Annotated in this window: 14 protein-coding genes; 3 read left to right on the top strand and 11 right to left on the bottom strand. The window is 69.3% G+C overall.

Annotated elements, in window-relative coordinates; all coding sequences use genetic code 11:
- The 10 genes from VF522_RS10810 to rpsB all read right to left on the bottom strand — a co-directional run bounded on the left by VF522_RS10810 (window position 1) and on the right by rpsB (window position 10,154).
- Window positions 1-510, bottom strand: coding sequence for an OmpH family outer membrane protein (locus VF522_RS10810; protein ID WP_330908263.1), 510 nt, complete (start codon window positions 508-510; stop codon window positions 1-3).
- Entirely contained in the window at window positions 510-2,804 is a 2,295-nt protein-coding gene (gene bamA, locus VF522_RS10805) for an outer membrane protein assembly factor BamA (RefSeq protein WP_330908262.1), read from the bottom strand. The genes VF522_RS10810 and bamA overlap by 1 nt, the downstream gene beginning before the upstream one ends.
- Window positions 2,805-2,859: 55 nt before the next feature.
- Window positions 2,860-4,242: an RIP metalloprotease RseP gene (gene rseP / locus VF522_RS10800; RefSeq protein WP_330908261.1), complete on the bottom strand. Its 1,383-nt coding sequence runs from the start codon at window positions 4,240-4,242 to the stop codon at window positions 2,860-2,862.
- Between the two features lies 1 nt (window position 4,243).
- Window positions 4,244-5,434, bottom strand: a complete 1,191-nt coding sequence (gene ispC / locus VF522_RS10795) for a 1-deoxy-D-xylulose-5-phosphate reductoisomerase (RefSeq protein ID WP_330908260.1) — start codon at window positions 5,432-5,434, stop codon at window positions 4,244-4,246.
- Window positions 5,431-6,285 carry a phosphatidate cytidylyltransferase gene (locus VF522_RS10790; RefSeq protein ID WP_330908259.1) on the bottom strand — a complete coding sequence of 285 codons (855 nt, stop codon included), beginning with the start codon at window positions 6,283-6,285 and terminating at the stop codon, window positions 5,431-5,433. Before VF522_RS10790 ends, ispC begins: the two co-directional genes overlap by 4 nt.
- Window positions 6,286-6,299: 14 nt before the next feature.
- The gene (uppS, locus tag VF522_RS10785; protein ID WP_330908258.1) at window positions 6,300-7,031 is read right to left on the bottom strand and encodes a polyprenyl diphosphate synthase; all 732 of its coding nucleotides are present in this window, start codon (window positions 7,029-7,031) and stop codon (window positions 6,300-6,302) included.
- A gap of 13 nt (window positions 7,032-7,044) precedes the next feature.
- Complete coding sequence (gene frr / locus VF522_RS10780; protein WP_330908257.1) at window positions 7,045-7,608, bottom strand: ribosome recycling factor; 564 nt, start codon at window positions 7,606-7,608, stop codon at window positions 7,045-7,047.
- 16 nt (window positions 7,609-7,624) lie between these two features.
- Window positions 7,625-8,344, bottom strand: a complete 720-nt coding sequence (pyrH, locus tag VF522_RS10775) for a UMP kinase (protein WP_330908256.1) — start codon at window positions 8,342-8,344, stop codon at window positions 7,625-7,627.
- Between the two features lie 71 nt (window positions 8,345-8,415).
- The gene (tsf, locus tag VF522_RS10770) at window positions 8,416-9,309 is read right to left on the bottom strand and encodes a translation elongation factor Ts (protein WP_330908255.1); all 894 of its coding nucleotides are present in this window, start codon (window positions 9,307-9,309) and stop codon (window positions 8,416-8,418) included.
- 92 nt (window positions 9,310-9,401) lie between these two features.
- On the bottom strand, window positions 9,402-10,154 hold the full coding sequence (rpsB, locus tag VF522_RS10765; protein WP_330908254.1) for a 30S ribosomal protein S2: 753 nt from the start codon (window positions 10,152-10,154) through the stop codon (window positions 9,402-9,404).
- A 181-nt stretch (window positions 10,155-10,335) separates the two neighbouring features.
- Here rpsB and VF522_RS10760 point away from each other — a divergent pair, with 181 nt between their 5' ends.
- From VF522_RS10760 to VF522_RS10750, 3 genes are read left to right on the top strand one after another with little or no spacing between them, the layout of a single operon-like run.
- On the top strand, window positions 10,336-11,676 hold the full coding sequence (locus VF522_RS10760; RefSeq protein WP_330908253.1) for an amidase: 1,341 nt from the start codon (window positions 10,336-10,338) through the stop codon (window positions 11,674-11,676).
- A complete protein-coding gene (locus VF522_RS10755) occupies window positions 11,676-12,950 on the top strand; it encodes a D-amino acid dehydrogenase (RefSeq protein WP_330908252.1) in 1,275 nt (424 codons plus the stop codon). Before VF522_RS10760 ends, VF522_RS10755 begins: the two co-directional genes overlap by 1 nt.
- A gap of 60 nt (window positions 12,951-13,010) precedes the next feature.
- Window positions 13,011-14,438, top strand: coding sequence for an NAD(P)H-hydrate dehydratase (locus tag VF522_RS10750; RefSeq protein ID WP_330908251.1), 1,428 nt, complete (start codon window positions 13,011-13,013; stop codon window positions 14,436-14,438).
- 116 nt (window positions 14,439-14,554) lie between these two features.
- Here the strand turns inward: VF522_RS10750 and VF522_RS10745 are convergent, their stop codons facing one another.
- The gene (locus VF522_RS10745) at window positions 14,555-15,313 is read right to left on the bottom strand and encodes an SDR family oxidoreductase (protein ID WP_330908250.1); all 759 of its coding nucleotides are present in this window, start codon (window positions 15,311-15,313) and stop codon (window positions 14,555-14,557) included.
- Window positions 15,314-15,334: the final 21 nt, after the last annotated feature.

Genomic DNA, 15,334 nt, shown 5'->3' with positions numbered 1-15,334 from the left:
TCAGCGCGACGCGTTCAGCGCTCGGATCACCTTGTCGGTGATGTCGTGCTTGGGGTTGATGTACACGGCTTCCTGCAGGATCAGGTCGTACTTCTCCTGCTCGGCCACCTGCTTGACCACGCGGTTGGCGCGGTCCAGGACGGCCTGGAGCTCCTCGTTCTTGCGGGCGTTGAGGTCTTCCTGGAACTCGCGGCGCTTGCGCTGGAATTCGCGGTCCTGGTCGATCAATGCCTTCTGCCGCTGGCCGCGCTGCTGCTCGCCGAGCGCGGGCGCTTCGCGCTCGAAGCGCTCCGACGCGGCCTTCAGCGACGCGCCCAGCTCGCCCAGTTCCTTCTCGCGGCGCGCGAATTCCTGTTCCAGCTTGGCCTGTGCCTGCTTCGCCGAATTCGCCTCGCGGAAGATCCGGTCCGTGTTGACGAAGCCAACGCGGAACTCCTGGGCCTGCACCTGCGCGCCGATGGCCAGCGCGCCGAGCAGGAGGCCCAGGCTGAGACGGGTCAGAAACTTCATCAGAAGGAGGTTCCGATCTGGAATTGCAATCTCTGGATTCTATCCCCAGGCTCCTTGCGGATCGGCTGGGCGAAGGCGATCCGCAGCGGGCCGATCGGCGACAGCCAGGACAGGCCCACGCCGGCCGAGGCGCGCAGGTCGGCCAGGGCGAACTTCTCCGATTCGCCGAACACGTTGCCGACGTCCACGAAACCGAACAGGCGCAGGGTGCGGTCGGCGCCGGCGCCCGGGAAGGGCGTGATCAGCTCCGCGTTGAGGGTGACCTTCTTCGCGCCGCCGATCGAGGCACCGGTCACGTCGCGGGGACCCAGGGTGCCCTGCTCGAAGCCGCGCACCGAACCCAGGCCGCCGGAGTAGAAGTTCTTGAACACCGGGTAGGGCCGGCCCTGCAGGCCCTTGCCCCAGGCCAGTTCGCCGTTGAAGGCGACGGTGTAGGCCTTGGTGATCGGCAGGAACTGCTGGTACTGGTAGCTGCTGCGCACGTAGCGCGCATCGCCCGCCACGCCCCATTCGCCGGAGAAGCGCTGGTAGCGGCCGACGGTCGGCGTCAGCGTGCTGTCGCGGTCGTCGCGTTGCCAGCCCACGGTGAGCGGCACGGTGTTGCTGGTGTAGCCGAAGCGCTCCGCGAACGCCAGGTAGGCCGCCGGGATGTTGGTGCCGGGACGGATCTGGGTGCGTTCGAAGCCGCCGCCGAAGAACACGGTGTCGAGTTCGCTGAACGGGATGCCGAAGCGCACGCCGGCGCCCGACGTCACCAGCGAATAGTTGCCGCCCTGGTCGTCGTAGGGCCGCGAGGTGCGGTGGTAGAGGTCGAAGGTGCGGGAGATGCCGTCGGTCGTGAAGTACGGGTCGACCGTGTTGAAGGCCAGGGTGCGGTTGAACTTGCTGGTGTTGATCTCCGCGCCCAGGTACTGGCCGGTGCCGAAGGCGTTCTCCTGCTTGACCGCGAACGACAGCGCCAGCTTCTCGGCGCTGGAGAAGCCCGCGCCCAGCTGCAGGCTGCCGGTGGGACGCTCGGCGACCGTGAGGTTCAGGTCGACCTGGTCGGGGGCGCCGGGCACGTCGCTGGTCTCGACGTTCACTTCCTTGAAGTAGCCGAGGCGGTCGACGCGGTCGCGCGACAGCTTGATCTTCTCGGCGTCGTACCAGCTCGACTCGAACTGCCGGAACTCGCGGCGGATCACTTCGTCGCGGGTGCGGTTGTTGCCGGCGATGTTGATGCGGCGCACATAGGCGCGGCGCGAGGGCTCGGCCTGGAGCACGAAGGCCACGCGGTTGTTGGTGCGGTCGATCTCCGGGCGGGCTTCCACCTTGGCGAAGGCGTAGCCGAAGTTGCCGAAGTAGTCGGTGAAGGCCTTGGTGGTGTCCGCCACCGTGTCGGCGTTGTACGGCTCGCCCGGCTTGATCTTCACCAGGGACTTGAACTCGTTCTCCTTGCCCAGGTAGTCGCCTTCCAGGCGCACGCCGGACACCACGTAACGCTCACCCTCGGTGATGTTGACGGTGATGCTGATGTCCTGCTTGTTGGGCGAGATCGCGACCTGGGTGGAGTCGATGCGGAACTCGAGGAAGCCGCGCTGCAGGTAGTAGGAGCGCAGCGCTTCCAGGTCGGCGTTGAGCTTGGTGCGCGAGTAGCGGTCCGACTTCGTGTACCAGGAGAGCCAGCCGCCCGTGTCGAGCGCCATCTGGTCCTTCAGCGTGCCCTCGCTGAAGGCCTTGTTCCCGATGATGTGCATCTCGCGGATGCGGGTGGGCTCGCCCTCGGTGACGGTGAAGGTGAGGTTCACGCGGTTGCGCTCGATCGGCGTCACCGTGGTCACGACGTCCGCGCCGTACAGGCTGCGGTTGATGTACTGGCGCTTGAGTTCCTGCTCGGCGCGGTCGGCCAGCGCCTGGTCGTAGGGGCGGCCCTCGGTCAGGCCGATCTCGCGCAGCGCCTTCTTCAGCGTGTCCTTGTCGAATTCGCGGGTGCCGACGAAGTCGACGTCGGCCACCGTGGGGCGCTCTTCCACCACCACGATCAGCACGTCGCCGTTCACTTCCAGGCGGACGTCCTTGAACAGGCCCAATGCGAAGAGGGCCCGGATGGCCGCCGAGCCCTTCTCGTCGTTGTACTGGTCGCCCACGCGGAACGGCAGCGAGCCGAAGACGGTACCGGGCTCCACGCGCTGGAGTCCTTCGACGCGGATGTCGCGCACCGTGAAGGGATCCACCGCCCAGGAGTTGGCGGCGAAGGCCAGGGCGGCCACGGCCGCAACGGTACGCACGCGGAAGCGCTTGAGTTGTTCTTTCATTGAAATCCGGAAAGCGCCGGCGGGACCCGCTATCGGCGTCAGCAGCAACGTTGTTCTATCCAAGGATCCGGGCGACGTCGTTGAACAGCGCAATCGACATCATCACCAGCAGCACCGCGACGCCACCGCGCTGCAGGCGCTCCATCCAGGCCTCGGAGATGCTCCGGCCCGTGACGGCCTCCCAAAGATAATACATCAGGTGCCCGCCATCCAAGACGGGCAAGGGGAGGAGGTTCAGCACGCCGAGGCTCACGCTGATCAGGGCGAGGAACAGGATGTACTGGGTGACTCCCATCCTCGCGGACTTGCCGGCGAAGTCGGCGATCGTGAGGGGGCCGCTCAGGTTCTTGATCGAGGCCTGGCCGATGACCATGCGGCCCATCATGCGCAGGGTGAGCGCGGAGACTTCCCAGGTGCGGGCGACGCCCTTGCTCAGGCCTTCCCAGGCGCCGTAGCGCACCGTCACCATCTTCGCCGCGCCGACGGCGGCGGCCACCCGAGGGATCGCCTTGCCCGCCTCCTGCACGACGTCCGGCGTCACCTGCACCTGCAGCGGCTGGCCGTCGCGCTCGATGTCCCAGGCGGCCGTGACCGGCTTGCCGTCGCGGACCTGGGCGCGGATCGCAAGGAACAGCTCCTGGCCGTCGCGCACCCCGGCGCCGCCGATGCGTCGCACGACGTCGCCACTGCGCAGGCCGGCCCGTTCCGCGGCACCGCCGGCCATCACCTCGCGCAGCACCGGCGCGCTCCAGGGACCGAGCACGCCGATCTTCTGCATCAGCGTGGCGTCGGCATCGCGCGCATCGAGGGTGGACAGGGGCAGCAGCAGCTCGCGCTCGCCGCGGCCGTTCTCGCCCACGATGGCGATGCGCAGGTCATGGCCGTCGAGGGCGCCGCGCGTGAGCAGCCAGCGCAGTTCGTCGAAGGAGTCCACCGTCTCCAGGGGCTCCTGGTCGAAGCCCGCGCGGGTGACCTTCTCGCCGCCCTGCAGGCCGGCGGACGCCGCGATCGAGCCGGCCACCGGCCGGCCCAGGACCGCCTCGGGCTCCTGCACGCCGGCCCAGTTCAGGCCCGTGTAAAGCAGGATGGCGAGCAGCAGGTTGGCGATCGGCCCGGCGGCGACGATCGCGGCGCGCGACTTGAGCGGCTGCGTGTTGAAGGCGAGGTGGCGCGCCGCCGCATCGACGGGCGCCTCGCGCTCGTCCAGCATCTTCACGTAGCCCCCGAGCGGGAAGGCGCCGATCACGAACTCGGTGTCCTGCCCGGGGCGCTGGCGCCTGGGCCTCCACGTGTACAGCGGCTTGCCGAAGCCCACCGAAAAACGCAGCACCTTGACGCCGCAGGCCACGGCCACGCGGTAGTGGCCGTACTCGTGCACGGCGATCAGCAGGCCCAGCGCGAAAAGGAAGGCGGGCAGCCATATCAAGGAAGTGAACATCTCAAGACCCCAGCTTGCGGATCGCCTCCTCCGCCGCACGGCGGGCCTCGGCGTCCAGGGACAACAGGTCCTCCAGGCTTGCGGGCTTGGAGGGCCTCATCCGTTCGAGAGTTTCCAGGTTCACCGAATGGATCTGGTCGAAGCGTATCCGTCGCTCGAGAAAGGCGGCGACCGCCACCTCGTTGGCCGCGTTCAGCACGGCGGTGGTGCCTGGCGGCGCGGCCAGGCTGTCCCACGCCAGCTGCAGGCCTGGAAAGCGCTCGCGATGGCCGCGGCTGTCGAGCGACTCGAAGCTCATGTCGGCCAGCGCGCCGAAGTCCAGCGGCTGCGCGCCCGAGGCCACCCGCTCCGGCCAGGCCAGGCCGTAGGCGATCGGCACCCGCATGTCGGGCGTGCCCAGCTGGGCGACCACCGAGGTGTCGCGATACTGGACCATCGAGTGGATCACGCTCTGCGGATGGATCACCACCTGCAGCCGCTCGGGCGCCAGCCCGAACAGGTAGCGCGCCTCGATCACTTCCAGCGCCTTGTTCATCATGGTCGCGGAGTCGACCGAGATCTTGCGGCCCATCACCCAGTTCGGATGGGCGCAGGCCTCTTCGGGCGTCACGCCGCGCAGCGTCGCCGGTTCGCGGGTGCGGAACGGCCCGCCCGAGGCCGTGAGGATGATCTTCTCGACCCGGGCGTCCCAGGTCGCCGGGTCTTCCGGCAGCGACTGGAAGATCGCCGAGTGCTCGCTGTCGATCGGCAGCAGCGTGGCGCCGCCCTCCTTCACCGCGCGCAGGAACAGTTCGCCGCCCACCACCAGCGCTTCCTTGTTCGCCAGCAGCAGCTTCTTGCCGGCGCGGGCGGCGGCGATGCAGGACGACAGGCCCGCCGCGCCGACGATGGAGGCCATCACCGCATCCACCTGTTCATGGGCGGCGATCGTGTCGAGGGCCGGCGCGCCCCACAGCACGCGGGTGGCGAGGCCGCTGGATTCGATGCGCGCGGCCAGCGCGCGGCCCGCCGCCTCCTGCGCCATCACGGCGAACGCGGGACGGAACTGCTGGCACTGGCGCAGCATGAGATCGACCTGCGAGGAGGCGCTCAGCGCGAACACCTCGAAGCGGTCCGCATGCCGGGCGATCACGTCCAGCGTGTTGGCCCCGATCGATCCGGTGGAGCCGAGGACTGCAATGCGTTGTTTCATCGGGAAGCGAGTGTCGCCAGCATCATCGCCAGCGGCAGCGTCGGCAGCAAGGCGTCGACGCGGTCCAGCACGCCGCCGTGGCCCGGCAGCAGCTGGCTGGAATCCTTGAAGCCGGCGCTGCGCTTGACGAGCGACTCGGCGAGGTCGCCCACCACGCTCATGGCGGCAAGGAAGACGGCGGCGAGCACCAGCACCGGCCAGCCGAGCGCGGCCAGGCGCGAATACAGGCTGGGCACCTGCGCGCCCGCGGCGCTGTCGGCGAAGACCCAGGCGACGGCGAGCACGATCACGCCCGCCACGCCGCCCCACACGCCTTCCCAGCTCTTCTTGGGACTGATGACGGGCGCCAGCCTGCGCTGGGTGAACTTGCCGCCGATGGCGCGGCCGGCGAAGTAGGCGAAGATGTCCGCCACCCACACCAGCACCAGGATCGACAGCAGGAAGTTGACGCCGATCACGCGCGCCTGCGCCATGGCGAGCCAGGCGAGCACGAGGACGGCCACGCCGCCGGGCACGCGCAGGCCCCGCGGGATCTGCGGCCAGCCGTCGACGCCGGCGCGGATCAGGAAGGCGCCGGCGAGCACCCACAAGGCCCCGACCGCCAGCCACAGCAGCGCGGACGGCCGTTCGGTCCAGCCCAGGACCCACGCCGCGGCGCAGAGAACGAGGGTGACCGCGCCGAGCGCGATGCTGCCCGCGGACTTCAGCCCGTTGAGCCTGCCCCACTCCCAGCCGCCCGCCGCGATCAGCAGCAGCGTGATGGCGAGGAAGGGCTCGGGAGTCTTCCAGAACAGGGCCGGCAGCAGGATGGCCAGCAGGATGACGGCGGTGATGACGCGCTGCTTCAGCATCGCGCTTCCCTTTCTCAGGCGACCTTGCGGCCGTGGCCGGGGCCGGTGACTTGCTCGGAGGTGCGGCCAAAGCGGCGTTCACGCTTCGCGTAGTCCGCGATCGCGGCGTCCAGCGCCGCCGCATCGAATTCCGGCCACAGCTTGTCGGTGAAATAGAGCTCGCTATAGGCCCCCTGCCAGAGCAGGAAGTTGCTGATGCGCATCTCGCCGCCGGTGCGGATCACGAGGTCGGGGTCCGGCACGTGGGCCAGCGCCATGGCGCGGTTCAGGCTCAGCTCGGTGATCGCCTCGCCGCGCGCGGCGAGCCTGGCCGCGGCCTGCGCGATGTCCCAGCGGCCGCCGTAGTTGAAGCAGATGTTCAGCACGAGGCGCTGGTTGGCGGCGGTGACGGCTTCCGCATGCGCCAGGCCGTTGCGCACCTTCTCGGACAGGCCGGAACGGTCCCCCACGAAATGGATGCGCACGCCCTCGGACTGCAGCTGCGGCACCTCGCGCGCGAGCGCCACGGCCAGCAGCTCCATCAGCCCGGAGACTTCCTCCGGCGGACGGTTCCAGTTCTCGGAAGAGAAGGCGAAGACGGTGAGCACCTTCACGCCGACGTCGCCGCAGTGGCGCACGCAGTTGCGCAGCGCGTCGACGCCCTTCTTGTGGCCGGCGACGCGCGGCAGGTAGCGGCGGGTAGCCCAGCGGCCGTTGCCATCCATGACGATGGCGATGTGGTGCGGAATGGCGCGCGGCGCGCTCATGCGGTCATGGAGGTCAGACCTCCATGATCTCCTTTTCCTTCGCCGCGACCATCTGGTCGATCTCGGCGATGTGCCTGTCGGTGACCTTCTGCACGTCGCCCTCGGCGCGCTTGAGGTCGTCCTCGGTGGCCGTCTTGTCCTTCACGAGCTTCTTCACGTGCTCGTTGGCGTCGCGCCGCAGGTTGCGGATGGCGATCTTGGCGCTCTCGCCCTCGTGGCGCACCAGCTTCGTCATCTCCTTGCGGCGCTCCTCCGACATCGGCGGCATCGGCACGCGGATCAGGTCGCCCATGGACGCCGGGTTCAGGCCGAGGTCGCTGTCGCGGATGGCCTTCTCGATCTTGGCGCCCAGGCCCTTTTCCCAGGGCTGCACGGAAATCGTGCGGGCGTCCAGCAGGGAAACGTTCGCCACCTGGCTGATGGGGACGGAGGAGCCGTAGTAGTCCACGTGCACCGTGTCCAGGATGCCGGGGTTGGCGCGGCCGGTGCGGATCTTGGTGAGGGTCGTCTTGAACGCCGCGATGGTGGAATCCATCTTCTGCTGCGTCGTCTGCTTGATCTCGGGGATCGTTGCCATTGCTCTTCTCCTCTCTTCAGGCGTACACCAGGGTGCCCTCGTCCTCGCCCTGCACCACCCGCTTGAGCGCGCCGTGCTTGTTGATCGAGAACACCTTGATCGGCAGCTTCTGGTCGCGGCACAGCGCGAAGGCCGTGGCGTCCATGATGCCCAGGTTCTTCGAAATCGCCTCGTCGAAGCTGATGCGCGAATAGCGCTCGGCCGAAGGATCCTTGTTCGGGTCGGCGGAGTACACGCCGTCCACCTTGGTGGCCTTGAGCACCAGCTCGGCGCCGATCTCGGCGCCGCGCAGGGCGGCGGCGGTGTCGGTGGTGAAGAAGGGGTTGCCGGTGCCGGCCGCGAAGATCACGACCTTGCCCTCTTCCAGGTACTGCAGCGCCTTGGGACGCACGTAGGGCTCGACCACCTGCTCGATGGCGATGGCCGACATCACGCGCGGCACCAGGCCCTGCTTCTGCATCGCGTCGGACAGCGCCAGCGCGTTCATCACGGTGGCCAGCATGCCCATGTAGTCGGCGGTCGCGCGGTCCATGCCCACGGAACCGCCGGCCACGCCGCGGAAGATGTTGCCGCCACCGATGACGACGGCGACCTGCACGCCCATGCGCACGACGTCCGCCACCTCCTCCACCATCCGCACGATCGTCGAGCGGTTGATGCCGAAGGCGTCGTCACCCATCAGGGCCTCGCCGGACAGCTTGAGCAGGATGCGCTTGTGGGCTGACTGGGCGGGCATGGACGGGACCTCCTGATGGTGTGATTCTGGCTTCGAGTGTACCGGGCGCGGGCCGGCCGCCGGACGCGCTGTCAGGCGGCGCCCTTGGCGGCGGCGACCTGGGCGGCCACTTCCGCCGCGAAGTCGTCGGCCTTCTTCTCGATGCCCTCGCCCACCACGTACAGCGTGAACGACTTGATCGTGGTGCTGGCGGCCTTCAGCATCTGTTCGACGGTCTGCTTGTCGTTCTTCACGAACGGCTGGTTCAGCAGCGAGACTTCCTTCAGGTACTTCTGCACCGAGCCTTCGACCATCTTGTTCACGATGTCGGCGGGCTTGCCGGATTCGGCGGCCTTCTGCTCGGCGATCGAACGCTCCTTGGCGATCAGCTCGGCGGGCACTTCGGCGGAGGACAGCGACACCGGCTTCATCGCGGCGACGTGCATCGCGACGTCCTTGGCGGCGGCGTCGTCGCCCTGGTACTCGACGACCACGCCGATGCGGGTGCCGTGCAGGTAGCTCACCAGCTTGTTGCCGCCTTCGAAGCGCTTGAAGCGGCGGAAGCTCATGTTCTCGCCGATCTTGCCGATCAGGCCCTTGCGCACGTCTTCCAGGGTGGGGCCGAAGCCGTCCTGGGTGTAGGGCAGCGCGCCCAGGGCGGCCACGTCGGCCGGCTTGTTCTTCACGATCAGTTCGGCGGCGGCACGGGCCAGCGCCAGGAAGCTGTCGTTCTTGGTCACGAAGTCGGTCTCGCAATTGACTTCCAGCAGGGCGCCTTCGGTGCCCTGGATGGAAGCGGCGACGACGCCTTCGGCCGTCACGCGCGAGGCGGCCTTGCCGGCCTTGTTGCCCAGCTTGACGCGCAGGATCTCCTCGGCCTTGTCCAGGTCGCCGCCGGCTTCCGTCAGCGCCTTCTTGCACTCCATCATGGGGGCATCGGTCTTGGCGCGCAGTTCGGCGACCATGCTTGCGGTGATTGCAGCCATCTTGTCCTCTATCTCGGTTGTCTGTTCAGTTGGATCCGGGTGTGCAAAGGGGGCTACGAGAGCCCCCTTCGTCACGGGTGTGGCCCGGGGACTTAAGCGGAGGCGCCTTCCTGCACTTCCACGAACTCGTCGCTGCCCTGGGCAACGGCGCGCTGCACGTCGGTGACGGCGTTGTTCTTGCCTTCGAGGATGGCGTCGGCCATCTCGCGGACGTACAGCGTCACGGCCTTGGCCGAGTCGTCGTTGCCCGGGATGACGTAGTCGATGCCTTCGGGGGAGTGGTTGGAGTCCACCACCGCGATGATCGGGATGCCCAGCTTCTGCGCTTCGGCGACGGCGATCTTGTGGTAGCCGACGTCGACGATGAACAGGGCGTCCGGCAGGGTGTTCATGTCCTGGATGCCGCCGATGTCCTTCTCCAGCTTGTCCAGCTCGCGCTGGAACATCAGCTGTTCCTTCTTGGACATGGACTCGAGGCCGCCTTCCTGCTGGGCCTTCATGTCCTTCAGGCGCTTCAGGGAGGTCTTGACCGTCTTGAAGTTGGTCAGCATGCCGCCCAGCCAGCGCTGGTTCACGAAGGGCATGCCGGCGCGCTGCGCCTCGGTGGCGACCAGTTCGCGCGCCTGGCGCTTGGTGCCCACCATCAGGATCGTGCCGCGGTTGGCGGCGAGCTGCCGGGCGAACTTGGTCGCCTCCTGGAACATGGGCAGCGTCTTTTCCAGGTTGATGATGTGGATCTTGTTGCGATGGCCGAAGATGAAGGGGGCCATCTTGGGGTTCCAGAAGCGGGTCTGGTGTCCGAAATGGACACCGGCTTCCAGCATTTCACGCATGGATACGGTCATGGTAGCTCCGAAGGTTGGGTCTAGAATCGCCGCCTTGAATCGCAACGGTTTCGTCGCTGCGACACCTCGAGGGGCGGGATCCGCGATTTGTCTTGTCGGCAAATCCACGCGCACCTTGCACGTGGCACCCGGCAAAACCGCGAGATTCTAGCACAGGCCCCTCTCGTTTCCCCCGCACGACATGCCCCGTCCCGACCTCCACAGCACCCGAGAACGCCTGCGCCAGGGCCTGACCACCGCCAGCGACGAGCTTGCGCTCGCCAGGGCGCAGGCGGAGTCCCCCGCCAACCGCGATGTTTTCCTGCGCACGCGTTTCCCGCAGGCGGAGGCCGAGGCACGCGACGCGCGCCCCGATGCCCCGCTCGCCGGCCTGCCCGTCTCGATCAAGGACCTGTTCGACCTCGAAGGCGAGGTGACCCGCGCCGGCTCGGTGGTGCTGGATCGCGCGGCGCCGGCCCGGGCGGACGCCCTCTCCGTGGCGCGGCTGCGCGCCGCCGGCGGCGTGGTCGTAGGCCGCACCAACATGAGCGAATTCGCCTTCTCCGGCGTCGGCGTGAATCCGCACCGCGGCACGCCGGTGAACCCCAGCGATCCGGCCACGCCGCGCATCCCCGGCGGCTCGTCCTCCGGTGCGGCGGTATCGGTCGCCACCGGCGCCGCCTATATCGGCCTCGGCTCCGACACCGGCGGCTCGATCCGCATCCCGGCGGCGCTGTGCGGCATCGTCGGCTTCAAGAACACGGCGCGCCTCACGCCGCTGGAGGGCGCCTATCCGCTTTCCAGCACGCTCGACACGGTGTGCGCCATGACGCGCAGCGTGCGCGACGCGATCCTCGCGCACGAGGTCCTCTCCGGATGCCGGGTGGCGCGCAGCGACAAGCCGCTGTCCGCGTACCGTCTCGCGGTCGCCACCACGCAGATGCTCGACAGCGCCGACGCCACCGTCACGCGCGCGTTCGAGCGCACGCTGAAGCTGCTGCGCGATGCCGGCGCCCGCATCGACGAGATCCCGCTGGCGCAGATCCAGGACCTCGGCTCGATCCAGGCCACCGGTGGCTTCTCCGCCGCCGAGAGCTATGCCTGGCATCGCCACCTGCTGGCCGAGCAGGGCGAGCACTACGACCCGCGCGTGCGGCTGCGCATCGAGCGCGGCGCCAACATGCGGGCCTGGGAATACCTCGACCTGCAGCGCGCCCGCGTGGAGTGGCTGCAGGACGTCGGCGCGGCCCTTTCCGCTTACGACGCCGTCCTGTCGCCCACCGTGCCCATCGTCGCGCCGCCGATCGCGGACGTCGCGCCCGGCAAGGAACGCGACGAAGCCTTCTTCCGCACCAACGCCCTGCTCCTGCGCAACACCAGCGTGGTCAACATGCTCGATGGCTGCGGCATCTCGCTGCCCTGCCAGGCTCCGGACGAGCTGCCGGTGGGCCTGATGGTGTGGCACGGCGCGTTGCGGGACGATACGATCCTGAACCTCGCGCTGCACGTCGAAAGACTGCTCTCTTCCTCCTTCCCCAACTGATGAAAATCGCCATCGTGGGCGCCGGCATCATCGGCGTGACCACAGCGTACGAACTGGCCGCCGACGGCCACGAGGTGACCGTGCTCGAAAGGCACGGCGCCGCTGCGCTGGAAACGAGCTTTGCCAACGCCGGCGTGGTCGCGCCGGGCTATGTCACGCCCTGGGCCGCGCCCGGCATGGCGGGCAAGGTCGCACGCTACCTGTTCAGCCGCCATGCGCCGGTGCGCGTGTGCTGGCCGCTCGCCGCGCACGAACTGCGCTGGATGATGCGCTGGCGCCGGGCATGCGACCTCGACACCTACCTCGCGAACCGCGCGCGGCTGCAGCGGCTGGCCTTCTACAGCCGGCAGCGCCTGCACGAGCTCACCGAGGACCTGCAGCTCGAATACGACCACACCAGCGGCTACATGGTGCTGCTGCGCTCGGAGAAGGACCGCCGCATGGTGCAGCCCGGGCTGCAGGTGCTGAAGGACGCGGGCGTGAAATTCCAGGAGATCGACGCGGAAAAGGCGCGCACGCTGGAGCCCGCGATCAACGCGGACACCGAGTTCCTCGGCGCGATCCACCTGCCCGACGACGAGGTCGGCAACTGCCGCCAGTTCGCGCTGCTGCTGAAGAACCAGGCGCAGGGCCTGGGCGCGCGGTTCGAATTCAATGCGGCGGTCGCTCCGCTGGATCCCGCGCAGCCCACGCTGCTGCGCATCACCCGCGAGAACGAGGCGGCGCCCACCACGGAACGCTTCGATGCGGTGGTGGTGTGCGGCGGCCTCGCGTCCGCGGCGCTGCTGCGCCCGGTGGGCCTGCGCATCCCGCTGGCGGCGGTGCACGGCTACTCGATCAGCGCGCCGATCCGCGAGCCGCTCAACGCGCCGCGCAGCGGCGTCATGGACGAACGCTACAAGGTCGCGATCTCGCGCCTGGGCAACCGCGTGCGCGTCTCGGGCAGTGCGGAGATCGGCGGCCAGCCGAACCACAAGCGGCCGGCGGCGATCCAGACCCTCTACAAGGTGCTGCACGACTGGTTTCCCGGCGCGGCGCAACTTGCCAACACGGGTGCCGCGGTGCAGGAGTGGAAGGGCGCGCGCCCGATGCTGCCGGACGGCCCGCCGGTGATCGGCGCGACGGGCATCCCGGGCGTGTGGATCAACATCGGCCACGGCTCGAGCGGCTGGGCGCTGTCCTGCGGCAGCGCCCGCGTGGTGGCGGACCTGATGGGGGCGCGGGCCCCGGACGTCGATCTCGAGGGGCTCGGGGTGGAGCGGCTGCTGGCGTAAGCCGCATGGTGGGCAAGCGAGCTTGCCCACCCTACCCCGCGTGCACGGCACAATCCGCGCATGCGGCGCGTCACCCCCGACCGTTCCTGGCCCCTGCACGACGAGGCGGAGATCCGCCGCCTCGAACAGGCGGCCGCGGCCGCCCTGCCCCCGCACACGCTGATGCAGCGCGCCGGCCTCGCCGTCGCCCGGCTCGCGCTGGCAATCGCGCCGCACGCGCGCACCGTCTGGATCGCCTGCGGCCCCGGCAACAACGGCGGCGATGGCTTCGAGGCGGCACTGCACCTGAAGCAATGGGGCAAGGATCCCATCGTCACGTGGCTCGGCGAGGAGTCGAGTGCGCCGGCCGATGCGCTCGCGTCCCTGCAACGCGCACGGGCCGCGGGCGTGCGCTTCGCGGCGCAAGCGCCGGCGCAGTGGGAGCTCGCCATCGACGCCTTGCTCGGGATCGGCAGCAAGCGGGCGCCCGAAGGCGCGATGCTGGCGCAGGTCGAGGCGATGAATGCGTCCAGCGCGCCCGTGCTGGGCGTGGACCTGCCCTCGGGACTGGATGCGGACACGGGCCACGCGCATGCCGCGGTCCGGGCATCGCACACGCTCGCCCTGGTGGCGCTGAAACCGGGCCTCTTCACCGCGAAGGGCCGCGACGCGGCCGGCGAAGTGTGGTTCGACGACCTGCAGGTGACGGGCGACGCGGACTCTTCCCTTGCGATCCTGTCACCGCCGCCGGAGATGCGCCCTCGCCCGCACGCGAGCCACAAGGGCAGCTACGGCGATGTCGCCGTGATCGGCGGCGCACCGGGCATGGCCGGCGCGGCCTTGCTGGCGGCGCGCGCCGCGCTGCACCACGGCGCCGGCCGCGTGTTCCTGGGTTTCCTCGATCCCGCCGCGCCGGTGCTCGCCCCGGATCAGCCGGACCTCATGGTGCGCGCGTGGGACAGCGTGGAGCTCGCGCCGATGGCGGTGGCTTGCGGTTGCGGAGGGGGCGACGCGGTTCGCAGGGCGCTGCCACGAGCGCTGGCCGCGCGGGCGCTGGTGCTCGATGCCGATGCACTGAACGCGGTGGCGGCGGATCCGCAATTGCAGGCGCTGGTCGCGGCGCGGGGGCGGCGCGGTGCGCCGACGGTGCTGACGCCGCATCCGCTGGAGGCGGCACGGCTGCTGGGGACCGACGCGGGGTCCGTGCAGCGCGACCGCTTGGAGGCGGCAAGGGAGCTCGCCCGGCGCTTCGCGGGCGTCGTCGTGCTCAAGGGCTCGGGGAGCGTGATCGCGGCGCCGCAGGGGCGCGTGCGGATCAATCCGACCGGCAACGCGCGGCTGGCGATCGCGGGGACCGGAGATGTGCTTGCCGGGTGGATCGCGGCGCGGCTGGCGGCCGGGGAAGATGCATTGGAGGCGGCGAGTGCGGCGGTGTATCTGCATGGGCTGGCGGCGGATCGCTGGCCTGCGGACCAGCCGCTGACGGCGTCGGCCCTCGCCTCGAAGTAGGCTGGGGTGCAACCCCAGCGATGCGCGCAAGCGCTGGGGTTGCACCCCAGCCTACGAAGGTCGGCGATTTCGTAGGTCGGGGTGAGCGCGCGCAGCGCCGAACCCCGACGCAACGCTCACCCCCGCCCCACGAACGGCATCTTGGTCGCCATCACCGTGTGGAACAGGATGTTCGCTTCCAGCGGCAGGCTGGCCATGTACAGCACCGACTGGCCCACGATCCCCACGTCCATCAGCGGCTCCACGGCGATCTCGCCGTTGGCCTGCGGCACGCCCTTGGCCATGCGCGCCGCCATGTCGGTATGGGCATTGCCGATGTCGATCTGGCCCACCGCGATGTTGTAGCGGCGGCCGTCGAGCGATGCCGTCTTCGTCAGGCCCGTCACCGCGTGCTTGGTCGCGGTGTAGGCGATCGAGTGCGGCCGCGGCGCATGCGCCGAGATCGAGCCGTTGTTGATGATGCGCCCGCCCATGGGGTCCTGCGCCTTCATCACGCGGAAGGCGTTCTGGATGCCGTAGAACACGCCGTTCAGGTTGGTGTCGACCACGCGCTTCCAGTCGGCCACCGCCATGTCTTCCAGCGGATGGGCCGGCAAGCCGGTGCCCGCGTTGTTGAACAGCAGGTCCACGCGGCCGAAGGCCTTCACCGCGGCGTCGAACAGCGCGCGCACGGAATCCGCATCCGTGATGTCGGTGGGCACCGCCAGCGCGCGGTCCGGCGCGCCCTTGGCCACTTCCTGCAGCGGTTCGGGCCGGCGTCCCGCGACGACCACGCGCCAGCCGCCGCCCAGCAGTGCCTGCGCGGCGGCACGGCCGACGCCAGTGCCGCCGCCCGTGACGATCGCGACCCGGCCGGCCGCCTGTCCATTCCCCATGGTGTTCTCCTCTCGCTCGTG

Source organism: Ramlibacter sp. (assembly GCF_036383835.1).
GTDB lineage: Bacteria > Pseudomonadota > Gammaproteobacteria > Burkholderiales > Burkholderiaceae_C > Ramlibacter.
The sequence above is the reverse complement of the archived record's forward strand: the minus strand, read 5'-3'. Positions and strand labels throughout refer to the sequence as shown.

Coding starts and splice junctions, on each gene's coding strand:
- VF522_RS10810 (WP_330908263.1), bottom strand. CDS start 510: ATGAAGTTTCTGACCCGTCTCAGCCTGGGCCTCCTGCTCGGCGCGCTG.
- bamA (WP_330908262.1), bottom strand. CDS start 2,804: ATGAAAGAACAACTCAAGCGCTTCCGCGTGCGTACCGTTGCGGCCGTG.
- rseP (WP_330908261.1), bottom strand. CDS start 4,242: ATGTTCACTTCCTTGATATGGCTGCCCGCCTTCCTTTTCGCGCTGGGC.
- ispC (WP_330908260.1), bottom strand. CDS start 5,434: ATGAAACAACGCATTGCAGTCCTCGGCTCCACCGGATCGATCGGGGCC.
- VF522_RS10790 (WP_330908259.1), bottom strand. CDS start 6,285: ATGCTGAAGCAGCGCGTCATCACCGCCGTCATCCTGCTGGCCATCCTG.
- uppS (WP_330908258.1), bottom strand. CDS start 7,031: ATGAGCGCGCCGCGCGCCATTCCGCACCACATCGCCATCGTCATGGAT.
- frr (WP_330908257.1), bottom strand. CDS start 7,608: ATGGCAACGATCCCCGAGATCAAGCAGACGACGCAGCAGAAGATGGAT.
- pyrH (WP_330908256.1), bottom strand. CDS start 8,344: ATGCCCGCCCAGTCAGCCCACAAGCGCATCCTGCTCAAGCTGTCCGGC.
- tsf (WP_330908255.1), bottom strand. CDS start 9,309: ATGGCTGCAATCACCGCAAGCATGGTCGCCGAACTGCGCGCCAAGACC.
- rpsB (WP_330908254.1), bottom strand. CDS start 10,154: ATGACCGTATCCATGCGTGAAATGCTGGAAGCCGGTGTCCATTTCGGA.
- VF522_RS10760 (WP_330908253.1), top strand. CDS start 10,336: ATGCCCCGTCCCGACCTCCACAGCACCCGAGAACGCCTGCGCCAGGGC.
- VF522_RS10755 (WP_330908252.1), top strand. CDS start 11,676: ATGAAAATCGCCATCGTGGGCGCCGGCATCATCGGCGTGACCACAGCG.
- VF522_RS10750 (WP_330908251.1), top strand. CDS start 13,011: ATGCGGCGCGTCACCCCCGACCGTTCCTGGCCCCTGCACGACGAGGCG.
- VF522_RS10745 (WP_330908250.1), bottom strand. CDS start 15,313: ATGGGGAATGGACAGGCGGCCGGCCGGGTCGCGATCGTCACGGGCGGC.